This window comes from Bacillus sp. 2CMS4F (assembly GCF_023161785.1).
Lineage (GTDB): Bacteria > Bacillota > Bacilli > Bacillales > Bacillaceae > Bacillus > Bacillus halotolerans.
Genome location: NZ_JALNTO010000005.1, coordinates 55,604 through 72,136 on the forward strand (window position 1 = coordinate 55,604; position 16,533 = coordinate 72,136).

At 49.1% G+C, this 16,533-nt stretch carries 14 protein-coding genes; 7 read left to right on the top strand and 7 right to left on the bottom strand.

Annotated elements, in window-relative coordinates; translation table 11 throughout:
* Positions 1–23: 23 nt before the first annotated feature.
* Positions 24–890 carry an endonuclease I family protein gene (locus tag MTN95_RS09665; protein WP_095714017.1) on the bottom strand — a complete coding sequence of 289 codons (867 nt, stop codon included), beginning with the start codon at positions 888–890 and terminating at the stop codon, positions 24–26.
* Between the two features lie 456 nt (positions 891–1,346).
* Here MTN95_RS09665 and allC point away from each other — a divergent pair, with 456 nt between their 5' ends.
* The 7 genes from allC (at position 1,347) to pucE (ending at position 9,293) form a co-directional block, all read left to right on the top strand.
* Positions 1,347–2,585: an allantoate deiminase gene (gene allC, locus MTN95_RS09670; RefSeq protein WP_248337978.1), complete on the top strand. Its 1,239-nt coding sequence runs from the start codon at positions 1,347–1,349 to the stop codon at positions 2,583–2,585.
* A 16-nt stretch (positions 2,586–2,601) separates the two neighbouring features.
* Positions 2,602–3,852, top strand: a complete 1,251-nt coding sequence (locus MTN95_RS09675; RefSeq protein ID WP_202853947.1) for a pyridoxal-phosphate-dependent aminotransferase family protein — start codon at positions 2,602–2,604, stop codon at positions 3,850–3,852.
* A gap of 216 nt (positions 3,853–4,068) precedes the next feature.
* Positions 4,069–5,070, top strand: a complete 1,002-nt coding sequence (locus tag MTN95_RS09680; protein WP_248337980.1) for an XdhC family protein — start codon at positions 4,069–4,071, stop codon at positions 5,068–5,070.
* On the top strand, positions 5,067–5,732 hold the full coding sequence (gene pucB / locus MTN95_RS09685; protein WP_248337982.1) for a xanthine dehydrogenase accessory protein PucB: 666 nt from the start codon (positions 5,067–5,069) through the stop codon (positions 5,730–5,732). Before MTN95_RS09680 ends, pucB begins: the two co-directional genes overlap by 4 nt.
* The gene (gene pucC, locus MTN95_RS09690; RefSeq protein ID WP_248337984.1) at positions 5,671–6,504 is read left to right on the top strand and encodes a xanthine dehydrogenase subunit C; all 834 of its coding nucleotides are present in this window, start codon (positions 5,671–5,673) and stop codon (positions 6,502–6,504) included. Before pucB ends, pucC begins: the two co-directional genes overlap by 62 nt.
* On the top strand, positions 6,505–8,742 hold the full coding sequence (pucD, locus tag MTN95_RS09695) for a xanthine dehydrogenase subunit D (protein ID WP_248337986.1): 2,238 nt from the start codon (positions 6,505–6,507) through the stop codon (positions 8,740–8,742).
* Positions 8,733–9,293 (top strand): xanthine dehydrogenase subunit E, encoded by a 561-nt coding sequence (gene pucE / locus MTN95_RS09700; RefSeq protein ID WP_248337988.1) that lies wholly within the window; start codon positions 8,733–8,735, stop codon positions 9,291–9,293. Before pucD ends, pucE begins: the two co-directional genes overlap by 10 nt.
* Positions 9,294–9,869: 576 nt before the next feature.
* On the opposite strand, the gene MTN95_RS09705 is transcribed toward pucE, so the two are convergent.
* The 6 genes from MTN95_RS09705 to pucR all read right to left on the bottom strand — a co-directional run bounded on the left by MTN95_RS09705 (position 9,870) and on the right by pucR (position 16,478).
* Positions 9,870–9,947: a YjcZ family sporulation protein gene (locus MTN95_RS09705; RefSeq protein ID WP_072175780.1), complete on the bottom strand. Its 78-nt coding sequence runs from the start codon at positions 9,945–9,947 to the stop codon at positions 9,870–9,872.
* Between the two features lie 289 nt (positions 9,948–10,236).
* A complete protein-coding gene (uraH, locus tag MTN95_RS09710) occupies positions 10,237–10,590 on the bottom strand; it encodes a hydroxyisourate hydrolase (RefSeq protein ID WP_248337991.1) in 354 nt (117 codons plus the stop codon).
* Positions 10,590–12,074 (bottom strand): factor-independent urate hydroxylase, encoded by a 1,485-nt coding sequence (gene pucL, locus MTN95_RS09715; RefSeq protein WP_248337994.1) that lies wholly within the window; start codon positions 12,072–12,074, stop codon positions 10,590–10,592. The genes uraH and pucL overlap by 1 nt, the downstream gene beginning before the upstream one ends.
* Before the next feature lie 13 nt (positions 12,075–12,087).
* A complete protein-coding gene (locus MTN95_RS09720; protein ID WP_105991623.1) occupies positions 12,088–13,380 on the bottom strand; it encodes a nucleobase:cation symporter-2 family protein in 1,293 nt (430 codons plus the stop codon).
* 6 nt (positions 13,381–13,386) lie between these two features.
* Positions 13,387–14,682, bottom strand: a complete 1,296-nt coding sequence (locus tag MTN95_RS09725; protein WP_282459460.1) for a nucleobase:cation symporter-2 family protein — start codon at positions 14,680–14,682, stop codon at positions 13,387–13,389.
* Positions 14,683–14,882: 200 nt separating this feature from the next.
* Positions 14,883–16,478, bottom strand: a complete 1,596-nt coding sequence (pucR, locus tag MTN95_RS09730; protein WP_059292619.1) for a purine catabolism transcriptional regulator PucR — start codon at positions 16,476–16,478, stop codon at positions 14,883–14,885.
* Between the last annotated feature and the right edge of the window lie 55 nt (positions 16,479–16,533).

A 16,533-nucleotide genomic window follows, 5' to 3' on the forward strand; every position in this document is an offset into this window, starting at 1 on the left:
CCCCCGAAGGGAGCACCTTTTTCTTACGGCCAAATGTCGTCTGCCCATTCAGGGTGATCGATAAATGGATTTCGGTTGTGCTGATATTTTTCATAAATGATTTCATTTCTTTTTCTTTCGCGGGCATCAACAGGGTCCTGCCTATTCCATTCAAGCAAGGCGGATTGTTTTCCGTGATAAGGAGCAGAGCCGTTTCCTGTCCTATCATTGAGCTCAAGATCAGGGTAGCCGTCATCTCCTTCGTAACGGACAGCCATGTAAAACAGCATGCGGGCGACATCGCCTTTCACATCATCGCGGGGCTCCCAAGAATCTCCGTCATAATAATTTCCGGGCGCTTTCGCATACTCGTTGCCGCCGTTGTCAAAGTCCATGTTGCCTCTGGCGCTGTTTACTTGGACGTCTGCTGGACGCAAGTGATGAATATCAGTGCCGGGCCCTTTGCTTGTACCAAAATCGCCATGGGATTTCGCCCAGACATGCTCCCGGTTCCAGTCCCCGACATTGCCGCCGTTCAGGTTTTTCGAACGGGATTCATTCGTATAGAGCAGGATGACGTTATTCGGATTGGCCGGATCTGCATCTGTTTCTTTCAGCGCGTTCCATACCTCGCTGTAAGACAGCATCGTATGTCCGCTAATGATACGGTGCAGCGCGCTTTTTAACGCCTCTCCGCTTTTTCCTTCAGCACCTTCATAATAGGTGTCTGTGTCGGCGTATGGTGCAGCGGGAGAGACTAATGAGAGAATGCCCCCGGAGGCTGCGGAAGAAGTAGCTGCACGGCCATTCAGGTTCAATCCGGTTTGCGCGCTTGCTGAAGCAGAGGGCGCAAACCATCCGGAAATCAGTAATACACAGACGAGCGGCAGAAACCTTGCTTTTTTTGTCATCACTTGCCCTCCTTTAGATCAGATCATGTCTATTATCTAAAATTGAGATAAAGGTTAGAAGTGTCATTTTGTATATTTTTTATTAAATTTGTAAATTGGTAACTTTGGAGGAGGCGGAACTCTATTATTCCGGGATCTTTAGTCCGCGTTATTGCTCCCGCTGAGTTTTGGCAAGCGCTGTTCCTTGATCGAGTGCTGCTTCACTGAAAGCATTGCCTTCCCGTGTTTTTCGCTAGTTCATACAATAAATCTTTAGAGCCACTTTTTCCTCTCGCTGTTTTTGTAATCCATCGCTGCCTATTGACTCTCCTCCTTACTGGCTGCTATTCCTAAAATGGAATGGCAGACTGGTTATTATGACCAAAAAATAAACGTTTTTTTGGTTTATGTGCTGATGAACTATACGTCTTCCTCCCTCTATAATGAAGTCACCATAACGGACAGAGGAGGAAGCACATGGAAAAGCAGAGGCTTTCAGCAGAAAGCGGCATCGCTGATTACATCGATTGGCTTGCCCAATTCGGTGCGTCTGCTGATGGCGGGGTGACGAGACTTTTGTACACCAAGGAGTGGATGGACGCGCAGCTCGCCGTGAAAGCGGAGATGTCGGCATTTGGGCTTGACGCCAGATTTGACGATGTCGGCAATGTCTTTGGAAGGCTTCAGGGCACCCAGTCCCCGGATGAAGTGATTTTAGCCGGCTCACATATCGATACTGTGATCAATGGGGGAAAGTATGACGGCTCATATGGCGTGCTTGCGGCAATGCTTGCTTTAAAGCAGCTCAAAGAAACATACGGAGCGCCGAAAAAAACGCTTGAGGCCGTGTCTTTATGTGAGGAAGAGGGCAGCCGTTTTCCGATGACATACTGGGGATCAGGGAATATGATGGGAGCTTTGTCATTGAAGCATGCGGAAGTACCGAGAGACCGATCAGGTGTTTCATTACAAGAGGCGATGCATGACAACGGTTTTGGCAGAGGCGTGTATCCGTCAGCGCACAGGACAGATATCAACGCTTTTATTGAAATTCACATTGAACAAGGACAGACGCTTGAAATGTCAGGACGAGATCTCGGTGTGGTGACAAGTATAGTCGGGCAGAGGAGATATCTGATTACGCTTGAGGGAGAATGCAACCACGCAGGGACCACCTCCATGAAGTGGCGCAAGGACCCGCTCGCAGCCAGCAGCCGAGTGATTCATGAATTGCTGTTTCGCGCTGAAGAACAGCCGGATGAGCTTCGTCTGACATGCGGAAAAATGACGGTGGAGCCCAATGTGGCCAATGTCATACCTGGACGGGTGCAGTTTTCAATCGATATTCGACATCAAAATCAGCATGTACTGGAGCATTTTCATAAAGAAATGACTGCTGTCATCAACGGCATTTGTGACGAAAAAGGGATTCACGCTATGATTGATGAATATATGCGGATAGAGCCTGTGCCGATGGACGAAACGCTTTCTGCCAAGGCTCTTGAGACAGCGGCAGAAAACGGTATCAGCTGTGAAGAAATGGTGAGCGGGGCAGGGCATGATGCGCAAATGATCGGAAGGAGCTGCCCCGCTTGTATGCTGTTTGTGCCAAGCAGAGGCGGCATCAGCCATTCGCCGAAGGAATTTACTTCTGCACGTCAGCTTGAGATCGGCGTCCGCACATTGACTGATTTATTATACAAACTGGCTTACTGATGAAGGAGGAATGGCTGTGTCAGGCAGAAAAGAATTATGTACACCATTAAGAACGATTATGACACCGGGACCCGTAGAGGTCGATCCGCGTGTATTAAGAGTGATGAGCACGCCGGTTGTCGGCCAATTTGACCCGGCGTTTACCGATATCATGAATGAAACGATGGAGATGCTCCGAGAATTGTTTCAAACAAAAAACCGCTGGGCGTATCCGATTGACGGCACATCCCGGGCGGGAATCGAAGCGGTGTTAGCGAGTGTCATTGAACCGGGAGATGACGTGCTTATTCCGATATACGGACGCTTCGGCTTTTTGCTGACTGAAATTGCCGAGCGGTACGGGGCGAATGTTCATACGCTTGAGTGTGAGTGGGGAACGGTTTTAGACCCTGACGCTATTATACGGGAAATGGAAAAAGTGAAGCCGAAAATTGTAGCAATGGTACATGGGGAAACATCAACTGGCCGAATTCATCCGCTGAAAGCGATCGGAGAAGCGTGCCGTGCTTGGGATGCACTGTTTATAGTCGATGCGGTAGCGACAATTGGGGGCTGCGAGGTGAAAGTGGATGAATGGAACATTGACGCAGCTATCGGCGGCACGCAAAAGTGTTTGTCTGTTCCGTCGGGGATGGCGCCGATTACATATAATGAACGGGTGGCGGACATCCTTGCGGCGCGCAAAAAGGTGGAACGCGGAATTGCGACTCAGGCAGACAAGGCGCCGCTTACCGGAAATCGTCCGATCACCAGCAATTATTTTGATTTGAGCCAGCTTGAGGATTATTGGAGCGAACGGCGGCTCAATCATCATACAGAAGCGACGACGATGCTTTATGCCTTGCGTGAGGGCGTGAGACTGGTGCTTGATGAAGGTCTTGAAGCACGTTTCGAGCGGCATCAATACCATGAGGCCGCATTAATAGCCGGGATTAAGGCGATGGGGCTGAAGCTGTTTGGGGATGAGAGCTGCAAAATGCCTGTTGTCACCTGTGTGCAAATCCCGGACGGCGTGGACGGAGAGTCGGTCCGCCATATGCTTTTGGCACAGTTCGGAATCGAAATCGCCAGCTCATTCGGCCCTTTAGCCGGGAAGATTTGGAGAATTGGTACGATGGGCTACAGCTGCAGAAGAGAAAACGTACTGTTTGTCCTTGCCGGATTAGAAGCTGTGCTCCTCAGACACGGCGCTGTGATCGAAGCGGGAAAAGCGCTTCAGGCCGCGCTTGATGTATATGAAAATGCTAAGAGCCAGGCAGCGATTTAAAGAAAAAGCTTGCGGAATTCCGCAGGCTTTTTTCATTTTCGCTCATTCTCCAATCTGATTTTCTCCGTTTGACTCTTTTTACAAATCCGTTTTCTCTGTGTTGCATTTTCTGACGGAGCATGAGTCACTTTTTCTTTTTTCATCTATTCTTTATACAAGGCACCTATAAAATGACGTTTTATTTCTTACAGCAATTTTTGAAAGGGGGATGCGGCATTGGAGTATTTTCACACGATATTAGATGCGCTTCGGGAAGATCAGGATGAAGCTGTGCTGGCGACTATTGTTCAAGTTGAAGGCTCTGCATATCGAAAAGCAGGCGCCACCATGCTCTTTAAGAAAAACGGAGAAAGAATCGGCTTGCTGAGCGGCGGGTGTCTGGAAGAGGATGTATCCGAAAGAATCGGTGAGCTCGGCGATCAGCTGACGACAGCGCTTATATCCTATGACATGAGAGCTGAAGACGATCTTTCGTGGGGCATGGGAGTCGGCTGCAATGGCGTTATTCATATCTATGCGGAACGAATCTCTCAGGAAAAAAAGCGGCACTATGAAAGAGTAAGAGACTGCCTTCATTCAGGAAAAGCCGTAACAGCCGTTACACAGATTGAATCCTCACAGTCAGGGCGTTATCTGTTTTTGTCAGAGAACGGGTATTTTGGGCACTGGCCGGATGTGCCGCTTCAAGATATTCAACGCACCGCTTCAACGCTTCATGTACCGCATTTTGATCCATCATCAAACATTTTTATTCAGCGTATTGAGCCGAAGCCGCGTCTCATTCTGTTTGGGGCGGGCCCAGATATGATACCGCTCGCCAATTTGGCGGCTGAGACCGGATTTTCTGTCATTGTGACAGATTGGCGGCCTGCATATTGCACAGCCGCTCTTTTTCCAAAAGCAGATCAGCTGATCACTGCCTTTCCGGAGCAGATGCTCGGTGAATTTGGATTTTCGCCTCAGGATTCCGCTGTTGTGGCGACTCACCATTTTCAGCACGATCAAGTCATCGTTGAATCCTTATTTTCTCGGGACCTTCATTATATCGGGCTTTTGGGTTCCGAAAACCGCACGAAACGGCTGCTGAATGGAAAACAGCCGCCCGCGCATTTTTACAGTCCGGTCGGGTTGAAAATCGGCGCGGAAGGCCCAGAGGAAATTGCCGTCAGCATCGTTGCGGAAGTCCTTCAAACAAGAAAACGGCTGGCGGTTATATGAGCATTATCGGTATATTTCTGGCGGCCGGAAAAAGTGAGAGAATGGGCACAAACAAGCTGGCATTGCCGCTAAAAGGAGAAACGATCGGATCGGCTTCATTAAAAACAGCTCTATTATCCCGTCTTGACCATGTGCTGATTGTCGAGAGGACAGAAAATGCTTCACTTGAGTGGATCGGGGCGCAATATCAAGCACCGCCTTTTCTGGATCGCTGGAGTTTGCATGTCTGTAAAGAGGCGGAAAAGGGCCAAGGGCATTCTGTCAGCAGCGGGGTGAAAAAAGCGGAAAGCATGGGGGCAGACGGGGTCGTCATTCTGTTGGGTGACCAGCCGCAGCTTTCTGTCGATCATGTAAATGCCCTGATATCAAGGGCTCATGAAATGTTTGCCGTGTCAGCATCTTTGCGTACGCTCAGTCCGCCTATTTATTTCTCATCCGCCTGTTTTCCATATGTAAAGGAGTTAAAGGGAGATGAGGGTGCCCGCAGGCTGCTGAAAAACGGACAGCTTGGCACTGGAGCGGTGCTGGCAGTGAAAGCGTGCGAGGAACTGGAAGATATTGATACGCCGGAGGAATATGACACTGTCAGGAGGCGAATACATGAACGGACAAGTGACACAGGCGCGAATGAACATTCAATTATGGAGGCCGGCAGCGCTTAATGAGGCATTTTCTCTTTTGAAGCAGCTTGCGCCAGATGTGTGTGCAGCATCGGGCAGCACGCTGCTCCAGCTTCAATGGGACAAAGGAATTCTTCCGAAAGCGCATCTCATCAGCCTTGAAGGCATTGATGAGATGAAAGGCATTACCGCTGACGGCACCAACGTGTCGATCGGGGCGCTCACCACGCTGAATGAATGCAGAAAAAACAGCCTCATCAAGCGGGAGCTGGCTTGCTTATGTGATGCAGTTTCTGCTGTTGCAGCGCCGGGAATCCGAAGCCGGGCCACAATTGGCGGCAACATAGCGAGTAAAATAGGGGATTTGATTCCGCTTCTGCTTGTGCTTGATGCGGAGCTTATCGTTTATCAGAAGGAGCTTGTCAGGCTGCCGCTTGCTGAATGGATCTCCAGTGAAGCGTATTCACATGGAATCGTGACGCGTGTGATCATCCCGCGTCCAGAGGGAGATCGTGTGTTTTTCCGAAAGCTCGGAAGGCGGCAGGCATTTACAGGAGCGGTTGCTGTGGCGGCAGGACGTTTACTGAAAGACGGTGACATTCGCCTCGCAGCGGGCCATGCCGATATCAGGCCGAAAAGATTAATAGAGAGCGAAGGTAAATGGATGGAGCCTGAATGGGAGGCGCACGAGCTGTACGAAACACTTATCAAGGAGCTGCCGTTTTCAGCCGATGCTTTCGTGTCAGCGGCATACAGAAAAAAAGCGGCTGCCAACGTCATCATGTCCGAGCTGATGTTTGAGGGAGGGGAATAAATGAGCATAAGCAAATCATCAAGAATAAGGCCGGATGGAAGGGAAAAGGTCACGGGTGAATTGAAGTATATGACTGATCTCACCTTTCCGGGAATGCTGTACGGCAAAATCCTGAGAAGCGCTTGCCCTCATGCGGAAATCGTGTCGATTTGCACCAAAAAGGCTGAAGAAATGGAAGGTGTGCGGGCGGTCGTCACCCATAAGGATGTTCCGGGTTTCAACCGTTTTGGGATTGTCATTCCTGACCAGCCGGTTCTATGCGAGGATAGAGTGCGTTATGTGGGGGATGCAGTTGCCGCAGTCGCCGCAGAAACAGAAGACATTGCCGAAGCCGCGCTGGAGCTGATTCACGTGGTGTACAGGGAGCTGGAGGTCATTGATTCTCCGGAAAAAGCGCTCCGACCAGATGCGCATATGCTGCACCCGGACGGTAACATCCTTCATCGTGCGTTTTTCTCGCACGGCGATGTGGAAGCGGGATTCCAATCGTGTCACACCATCCTTGAAGAAACCTACGAACTGCCGCGGCAGATGCATACGTATATGGAAACGGAAGGGGGTGTAGCTGTTCCGGAACGTGACGGGGGTTTTACAATGTACGCTGGCACTCAGCACGGCTACAAGGACCGTTTTCAGCTTGCCCGCATTTTTGGTATTCCTGAAGAGAAAATTCGGGTTGTGTCGAGTCCGATGGGCGGCTCATTTGGCGGAAAGGATGAGCTGAATATTCAGCCGTATGCCGCGCTTTTAGCCCGTAAAAGCGGGCGTCCGGTCAAAATTCATCAGACGAGGCAGGAATCTGTACGCTCAGGAATCAAACGCCACCCGATGAAAATCACGATCAAAACAGGGGCTGATCAAACAGGGAAGCTTCTGGCTCATGATGTGAAAATCATTGCCGATACAGGCGCTTACGCCACGCTGGGACCGGCAGTCCTGGATTTTTCTGCCGAGCATGCCGCCGGTCCGTACCGCATTCCGAATATCCGTACTGAAGGGATTTCTGTGTATACGAACAATGGGGTGGCGGGAGAATTCAGAGGCTTTGGCGGCAATCAAATCACATTTGCGCTTGAAACCCATCTAGATCGCCTCAGCAGCATACTCGGCATCGACCCGCTGGAGCTGCGAAGAAGAAATATCAGAAAATCGCATGACCTGGGCCCGCTTGAGCATCGGATTGCGCCCACTGACGGAGCGGCGCAGGTGTTGAACGTCATTTCTGCATCTCCTATTCTCAAAAGAAAACATCAGACGTCTCGTTATAAACGAAGAGGTGTTGGAGCCGCGATTACCATGCACGGGGGCGGGCTTGGCTATGGCCGGATGGATGCCGCAGGAGGGCGCCTTTCCCTTTCAAGTGACGGCAAAATCACGGCTTCGTTTGGGTTTGAAGAGTGCGGGCAGGGCATACTCGCCGCGATTGAACATATTGTCACCGAAGAGCTGGGCTGTGCGGCGGAGGATATTTCCATTATCATCGGGGATACAGCAAAAGTGCCAAAGTCAGGCTCCTCCACAGCATCCCGCGGCACGAGCATGGTGTGGCACGCGATCCAGCGTTTGAAGAAACCGTTTCTAGCTCAGCTGAAAAAACGTGCCGCACAATTGGTCCCGTGTTTGCCTGAACAACTCATTCTCAGCGCTGGGGGGCTGCGGATGCATAATACAAAGGATCTGGTGGTGACCTATAAGGAATTGGCAGAAAAAGGTCCTTTGACTGAGGAAACAGCATTCGATTTTCCGACAACGCCTGATCCTGTGGTCGGCGGCCATTTTCTCTACTCATTTGGAGCGGCTGCAGTTGAGGTGGAGGTTGATCTATTAACAGGCGATGTCAGAGTGATAGATTGTGAGCACGCCATTGCGGCAGGTCCGGTTGTCAGTCCGCAGGGCTATCGTGGACAAATCGAAGGCGGCGCTGCTATGGCGCTCGGCTATACGCTGATGGAGGAAGCAAAAATGACGGACGGCCGTTACACGGCGGAGAATTTGGATCAATATGTAATTCCGGGAATCAAAGATGTTCCGGCAATGAAACTGACCGCGATAGAAGAGCTGATGGATGGTGACTCATATGGCCCGCGCGGTGTCGGAGAAATAGGAACGATCGCCATCACCCCGGCGATTGTAAAGGCGGTACATGATGCCGTCGGCTGCTGGGTGAACAAGCTGCCGATTTCGCGTGAAGAGCTGCTTGGTGAGATAGACAGAAAGGGGATAAAGCAATGGACGTAAAAGAAGCAGGATCTTTCTCTGTAAAAAAGCATCGGTTCCGAATGAACGTAAATGGAATAGCGCGGGAGGTTGATGCGGTTCCTACAGCTTGCTTGAGTGACCTTCTGCGGACGGAATTCCAGCTGACCGGAACTAAAATTTCCTGCGGAATCGGCCGTTGCGGTGCATGTTCTGTCCTGCTAGACGGCAAGCTCGCCAATGCGTGTATGACCATGGCATACCAAGCGGACGGCCATTCGATCACAACCATTGAGGGGCTTCAAAAAGAAGAACTGGATATCTGCCAAACCGCTTTCCTGGAGGAAGGAGGCTTCCAATGCGGATATTGCACACCAGGGATGACGATTGCGCTCAAAGCTCTGTTTCAGGAAAACCCGCAACCTACTGACGAAGATATTGAAGAAGGGCTGGCGGGCAATTTGTGCAGGTGTACCGGTTATGGAGGGATTATGCGGTCGGCTTGCAGGATTAGAAAAGAGGTAGCAAGTGGGAAAAGGGAGTCATTGGACTTTTCCCGCAGCTACGGCAAAGCACCGGATATAAAAAATTAAGCGAATCGATAAAGGATAAACGTCAATTACAGATCGTGAAGATGAAATACCTCTTCTCCCTTTACTTTTTGCCTAGTTGTGTTTGATACTAGAAATGGGTAATGTTACAAATTAAGGAAAGAGGGAGAAGAGATGATGAATAACTTAAATTGGTGGAAAATACTTTTACTAACCTTTCTTTGTTCCCTGATTTTTTCTGTCGTCTTTGTCACTGTTCAACGGATTGACTTAATACTCAATCCACCGGAAGTACCTGTTAAATCGATTGAAAAAATAAAATAATTCATTTTGGAGAAAAGGGAATGAAAAAAAATTTTTGTAGGTGCGGAAGAAATCGATCCGATAGAAACTAACAAATCCGTTAACAAGCGTTTCTAAATGGTAGGATTAATTGAAGAGCGTGATCAAGACGCGGCCGCGTTGTGGGAAAACATCTCGCTCTCATCTCATATTGTAATGGAGGACGAGGATTTGTAGCGAGTGTTATATTTCCCTGTCAAAACCTTGTCGCTATAGCAAAACAAACGCCATAAAGAATTCTTATGGCGTCTGACGGATATGGGGTAAGGTGAGTTCTTAATAGCCACCGAAGAAAGAAGTGCCAACGATGATTAATAGGATAAATAGCACCACGATCAAAGGGAATGACCTCATAACTTCACCTCCCTTAAAAGAGGATAGTACATGATATGCTGATGGAGATAACTTGATAGTGATACTAGTTTAATTGATTTTAAATTTTTTTTAGTCTAAGTAGAAATAGAGAACGATAAATTTAATATTTAAAAATAAACTCGAACTCTCAAATACGAGGTCCGGATGTGGCATAATTCGCAGGAACCTTCTCACAATAGGGAGGGTCTTTTATTTATGCAGTGATCCAGCAACCCAGCAACCCCTAATCATTTGCGGAGCCCGCCTCACCAGCGGGCGGGCTCTTTTCTTAACTCCCCCTATACACCTGATAACCAAACGGCGACAGCAAAAGCGGGATATGATAATCAGCTTCCGGATCAGAAAGATGGAAACGAACTGTTACAATCGTTAAGAACGGCTCAGCCGTGTTCGCTTTCTTTCCCGCAAAGTAGTCCCCCGCATGGAACTCCATCACATACTCCCCGGACTTCAGCTCTTCTCCCGCAAGGAGCGGAGCATCGACTCGGCCGTCCTTATTCGTAAAAGCCCCTTTGATAAGAATAAGACTTTTGTCTTCGCCCAGCCGCTTCAATTCGATTTTTACGTTCGCCGCGGGTTTGCCGCAGGTTAAGTCCAAGATATGCGTTGTCAGCTTCCCCATCAGGCATTCAGGCTCCCTAATGCTTCACCGGCTTTCCGTTTTTCTTTCTCGGCGTCTTCTCTCGTCACGGTGAACCGCTGGAAACCGAATGGCGGGCGCGGTTCTGTGTAGACTTTTCCTTTTGTGCCCGGAATCTCTTCGACGACTGTATCCCATGTGTGATTTTGAGATTGGAAGCTGACATCCGCGAGCTGCGGGAATCTCGTTAATATTCTGCATCCGATATGATAGATTAAGTTTTGAATGGAGGGCGTTTCGAGCTCGTGAAATACAGTGCTCGCTAAGTCGCGGACCTGCTCAGCCGCCACGTAACGGGCTGGATCGGCGGCGTATGCATCATCCGCATGTTCGTAACGCCAGCTGATGTTTAAATAGACAAAGAGCGGCCGATTGCCATCTTCAGGGAGAGTCGTATATTCGTCTCTGATAAAGCCGACGAAGGAGTTTCCGCTTACTTTGACAAGCTGGAGATCCGTGATTTCGCTGTATTGCTCCTTCAGCGTTATCGTATCCCCAGTTCGTTCTGCTTTCAGCACCGACCGAGCGCGTTCATTGCGCGATCTTCTGAAGACAAGCTGGCTTGTGCCGAGCTCTTGATCGTCGTATGCAGGCATCGCTTCAAACGGAATGTCTTCGCCTGTCAGAGTGATCGTGTCCATATGTGAATAGGTGTCTAAAAATCTGTGAGCCACATAATGCAAGAAGCCTTCGGTGGTTGTTCCCTCATAGGAAGCGAGGTGGCGCTGAATAAAGTTTTTCATCGAATCCGTAGCCACGATGAGTGTATTATCTCCGTCTGTAAATGACGGCAAAAAGGCATCTCCGCCAATTTCGCATGTCACATCAATGCCGACAACTGTATTGGTTCTGCCCGTAAAAGAAGACTCTGGGATTTGATTTATGCCTGTGAGCGGTTTTAAAAACGTTCGGTAGGCAAACACATTTCCTTTGCCGTAAGACATGGTTCTTTTCATTTGAATCTCTCCTTTTTCTGTAATGATGTCCTCTAAACGAAAGCGGGCGATGCGGTATATTTCCTCAAGTGCCTGCTGGAATTCTGTTTCTGGTTTGTTCTTCAGCCTTGTCAGCAGGGCTTGGCGGATCTCCTGTTTCGTTTTTTCCTTTACCGCTAAAATAAAAGGAAAACCGAAGTTGTGATAGTAGTCTTCATTTTGTTTGAGAAATTCCTCGTATTCCTGCTGTTCAAGCTTACTGAGCCCTGCGTTTTGCTGCTCTTTTACAGAGGAAGCGCTCATTGGTTTCTTGGTGCCGAGCCGGGGGTGTTTGCAGATGAGCTCAAGCTGTGTCTTGCGATCCGCAGCTTTGACTAAGCGGGACATTTTTTGATGCAAATCAGAAAGGGAGGAAAACGGGCGGAGTGCCGCGGCCTCCTCCGCAATCCATGCAGAGTGCTCGAAAATAGATCCAAGTGTGTCAGTCAGTGTTTGTCTATCCATTTGATTCAGGTCGTCAATCGTGAACATGAGCCATCACCCTTTACGTATTGATTTCCGCGCCATGGGGCCGTTTGAATTGATAAAAAGCGTTCAGTGCGATCGCGGTTAAGCTGCCAATGACAATGCCGCTTCCGGTCAGCACGGAAGCTGCTCCCGGAAGAGATGAAAACAAAGCGGGCACCGTCGTGGCGCCAAGCCCTAAGCTGACAGAAGAAGCAATGATCAGGAGATTGCTTTGTGATTTAAAATCGATGCCGGAAAGCATTTTAATGCCGTAAGAAATGACCATGCCGAACATGACAATCATCGCGCCGCCGAGCACTGCATTCGGGATCACGGTCGTCAATGCCGCGGCTTTTGGAATCAGACCGACTGCCATCAGCATAAATCCCGTGATGGCGATGACATTGACACTTTTCATTTTTGAAAGCTGAACGATGCCGACGTTTTGCGAGAAGGCTGTATACGGAAACGCGTTAAATAAGCCGCCAAGCACAATCGCAAGCCCTTCCGCACGGTAGCCTTTCTCAAGATCTTTTTCTGTTAGTTTCCTGTTTGTCATATCGGAAAGAGCAAAGTAAACACCCGTTGATTCAACAAGGCTGACAATCGCAACCAATAGCATGGTGAGAATGGCGGGAAGCTCAAAGGTTGGCGTGCCGAAATAAAATAGAGAAGGAATATGAACCCAGGATGCCTCCGCGACGTCAGAAAAATCGACTTTTCCCATAAAGAAAGCGGCTGCCGTTCCAGCTGCAAGGCCGAGCAAAATCGCAATGGAGCGGATAAACCCTTTAAAGAAATAAAACAGCACTAAAATAAAGGCTGTAACGGCAAAGCCAAGCAGCACGTTGCCTAGTGAGCCGAAGTCTTTGCTGCCTTCGCCGCCGGCCAGATTATTCATCGCCGTCGGAATCAGGCTGATGCCGATAATCATAACGACTGAGCCGGTTACGACCGGCGGGAAAAAACGGACAAGCTTCCCGAAGAAGCCCGCGGCTAAAACGACAATCAGCCCGGCTGCGATAATCGAACCGTAAATCGCTGAGACACCGTATGTGCTGCCGATAGAAATCATCGGGCCGACTGCAGTAAACGTACAGCCGAGCACAACAGGAAGGCCGATGCCGAAATAGCGGTTTTTCCAGAGCTGTAACAGAGTCGCAGCCCCGCACATAAACAAATCAATGGCAATTAAATACGTCAGCTGGCCCGCATTGAGCCCGATCGCAGCTCCGACGATCAGAGGGACGAGAATGGCTCCTGCGTACATCGCCAGCATATGCTGAAGCCCAAGCATCAAAAGCTGAAAGGAATGATGCTGTTCCTTCATCTCTATTTACACCTCTTTTTCTAAAACAAGTGTGTTTTCTAATACCGGCAGTTCTTCCTTCTGAACGGTTTTTTTCTTGCTGGCGCGCAAACTGAAGAATAGGTTTAAAAAGAGCGCGGTCAGGCTTCCTGTGATGGTGCCGTCACTGACCAAAATGCGGATCGGAGCGGGAAACTCTGCGAAAATCGCCGGTACTGTGCTGGCGCCGATGCCGAGTGCGATTGAGCAGGCGATGGTCAGCAGATGATATTGGTTTTTCAGATCCACTGTACTGAGCATTTTTACTCCGGAGGCGATAACCATGCCGAACATGACAACGGTTGCGCCGCCGAGTACAGCCGCGGGAACGGAGGAAGCAAGAGCGGCAACCTTAGGAATCAGCCCAAGGAAAAGAAGGATACAGCCCGCGGTGACGACGACGTTTCTCGTTTTCACCTTTGTCAGCTGCAATAATCCGGCGTTTTGTGCAAATGTATTATAGGGAAAGGCGTTGAACAGCCCGCCTATCATAATGGCGATCCCCTCTGCCCTATAGCCTTTGACCAGATCTTTTTCGGTTAGGGGCCGGCCGCATATCTTTCCGATGGCGTAAAAAACGCCGGTTGATTCAACGATAATGACAATTCCGACGATCAGCATCGTGATGATCGGACCGATTTCAAAAGATGGAGCGCCGAAGTAAAACGGCTTCGGGATTTGAAAGAATGGGGCTTCAGATACAGATGAAAAGCTGACATTGCCCATGACGGCAGCGGCCGCAGTACCCGCAGCAATCCCGATCAGAACGGAAAGCGTTCGGGCAAACCCTTTGAGAAAGCGGTTGAGGACTAAGATCAGGATAAGGACGCCGACAGAAAGAAGAAGGTTTTCGAGTGAACCGTATTCGGGATTGGCGCTGCCGTTTACTTTTTCTCCGCCAGCCATATTTTTCACACCTGTCGGAACAAGAGAAAGACCAATCAAGGTCACAACAGTTCCTGTTACGACAGGAGGGAATAACACGATCAGCTTGCCGAAGAAACGGGCACACAAGAAGATCAAGACACCGGCTGCAATGATTGAACCGTAAATCGCTGAAATGCCGTAATTTGCACCAATTGCAATCATCGGGGTGACGGCCACGAACGAGCTGCCGAGCATGACGGGAAGGCCGATGCCGATGTACGCTCCTCGCCAGGTTTGCAAAAGCGTCGCGGCTCCGCATGTTAACAGGTCAATCGCCAATAGATAGGACAGCTGTTCCGACGTTACATTCAGCGCTCTGCCGACAAGCAGAGGCACCAAAATCGCACCTGCGTACATGGCCAGCACATGCTGCAGGCCAAGAGTGAACACTGCAAACGGTTTTTGTTTCACTACAGTCCCTCCTTTTTTATGTGAACTTTAGTAACATGATAACGTGCCGTTTGCCGGCTGTCATTGGCTACAGTAGCTGAAAAATAGGAGCGTTATTGCTGAAAGTAACGAAAAGACATTTCGTTTGTAACATCATGTGACAAGTGCTAGCTAATCAGCCGCTGCATCCGCAAAGCAAGCCGCAACCGCATTGTCGTTTCGGGATCTTTTAAGCTTTTGCCCAGTAATTCTTCACATTTTTCGAGGCGGTAGATGACCGTATTGCGATGCACGTACAAACGTTTTGCCGTCTCGGAAATCTGGCAGTGTGTCTCTAGATAGACAGACAGTGTATGAAGCAGGCTTTGATCCTCCTGCTGCTTTTCAGCCAGGCTTTGAAGAGTGGAATTGTAAAATTTCTTCAAATCCTCAACCGGAAGCAGTCGGAGCAGCTCAGGTACATCTTTTGCGTGATACACTTGGATAAACTCCGTGCTTCTTGATAAATGCCCTGATTGGAGAGCGTCAGACGCTTCTGTGAAAGCGTCCGGAACATCGATAAGCTTTTGGCAAATGTTGCTGATGCCAAAGGACAATGTCCGTTTAAATTGGGTTTTGACCTGTGTTTGGAACTGTTCTAAAAAGCTGATCACCGAGGCGTGCATTTCACTCCAGCTGTCTGTCGCCTCGATCAGCAGAATGCCGACATTTCCTTTAATAAAGAGGTGAGGCGGAAACGGGAAGGCAGACAATTCGCCTTCAAGAAATTCAAATACGCTGTCAGAGGCCAGCTGATTTTCAGTAAAGCTGATCGATCTGTCATTCCGGTCGAGCTTTCCGGCGATGCACATATATTTTTGATCCCAGCGGAGCTTAAATTCTTTTGCCCGGTTTTTGATTTCGTCGTCAGAAGAGAACGACCGCTCGATAAAATTACTGAAAAACTCATTCCGCGCCCGCCGGCTATATTGCTTCAGCGCGTTTTCCTTCAGCAGCTCAAAGGAAATCACGTTCGCAGCCTGTTCAATGGTGAGAATCAATCCTTTATCAGCGGCTTGGACCATTTCCGGTATAAGCAGGTAGCCGCAGCTTTTTTCGTGATTATAGATAGGAAGGACAGAATATGTTTTCTGATTTGAGATCGAAGAAAAACAAGTGAAAAACGGCCCGGACACGGTGTGCAGCGTGCTTTTGAGCTTTTCGGTTTCAAATGAAATCTGATGAGATGCAGAAAGCATTTTGGCATGCTGGTCAAGGAGCAGCACGGGAAGATGAAGGAGGTCTGATACCTTTTTGAGCAGAGATTGCAATCCCTTGCCGCTCATAATGTGGTTTGTGAATTTTTTATGTGCGTAAATGGCTTGCTGAAGCTCGTTTGAACGCATATCAAGAATATGGCTCAGCGTGGCGTTGACAATGTCTCCGAGGCGTATATGCTCAGGGAGCTCGATGATCGGAAACGCGTGTGAATCGGCGAGGTCAATGATTTCTTTCGGGATATCCTCCAGGTACCGTTTTGTTTTAATGCCGAGACCGGCACAGCCGCGTTTTGCCATTTGCCGAATCAGCTCTGATAACTGGTGAGGATTGTCCTTCAGGTGATACGCGGTGGTGACGAGCAGCTCGTCTTTATGCAAAAAATCCGCGATATCAGGAGCATCCATCATGTTGACATGCTGAACCTCTCTTTCTCCCCCTGCTTTTCCCGCAATTAAAACTGCATTTTCGTAAGCTGGTATTTTCATCACATCAAAAATATTCATAGCTCATTCTCCTTTTCGCACAAAAAGTAACCATTGGTTAAGATGAATAAATTTC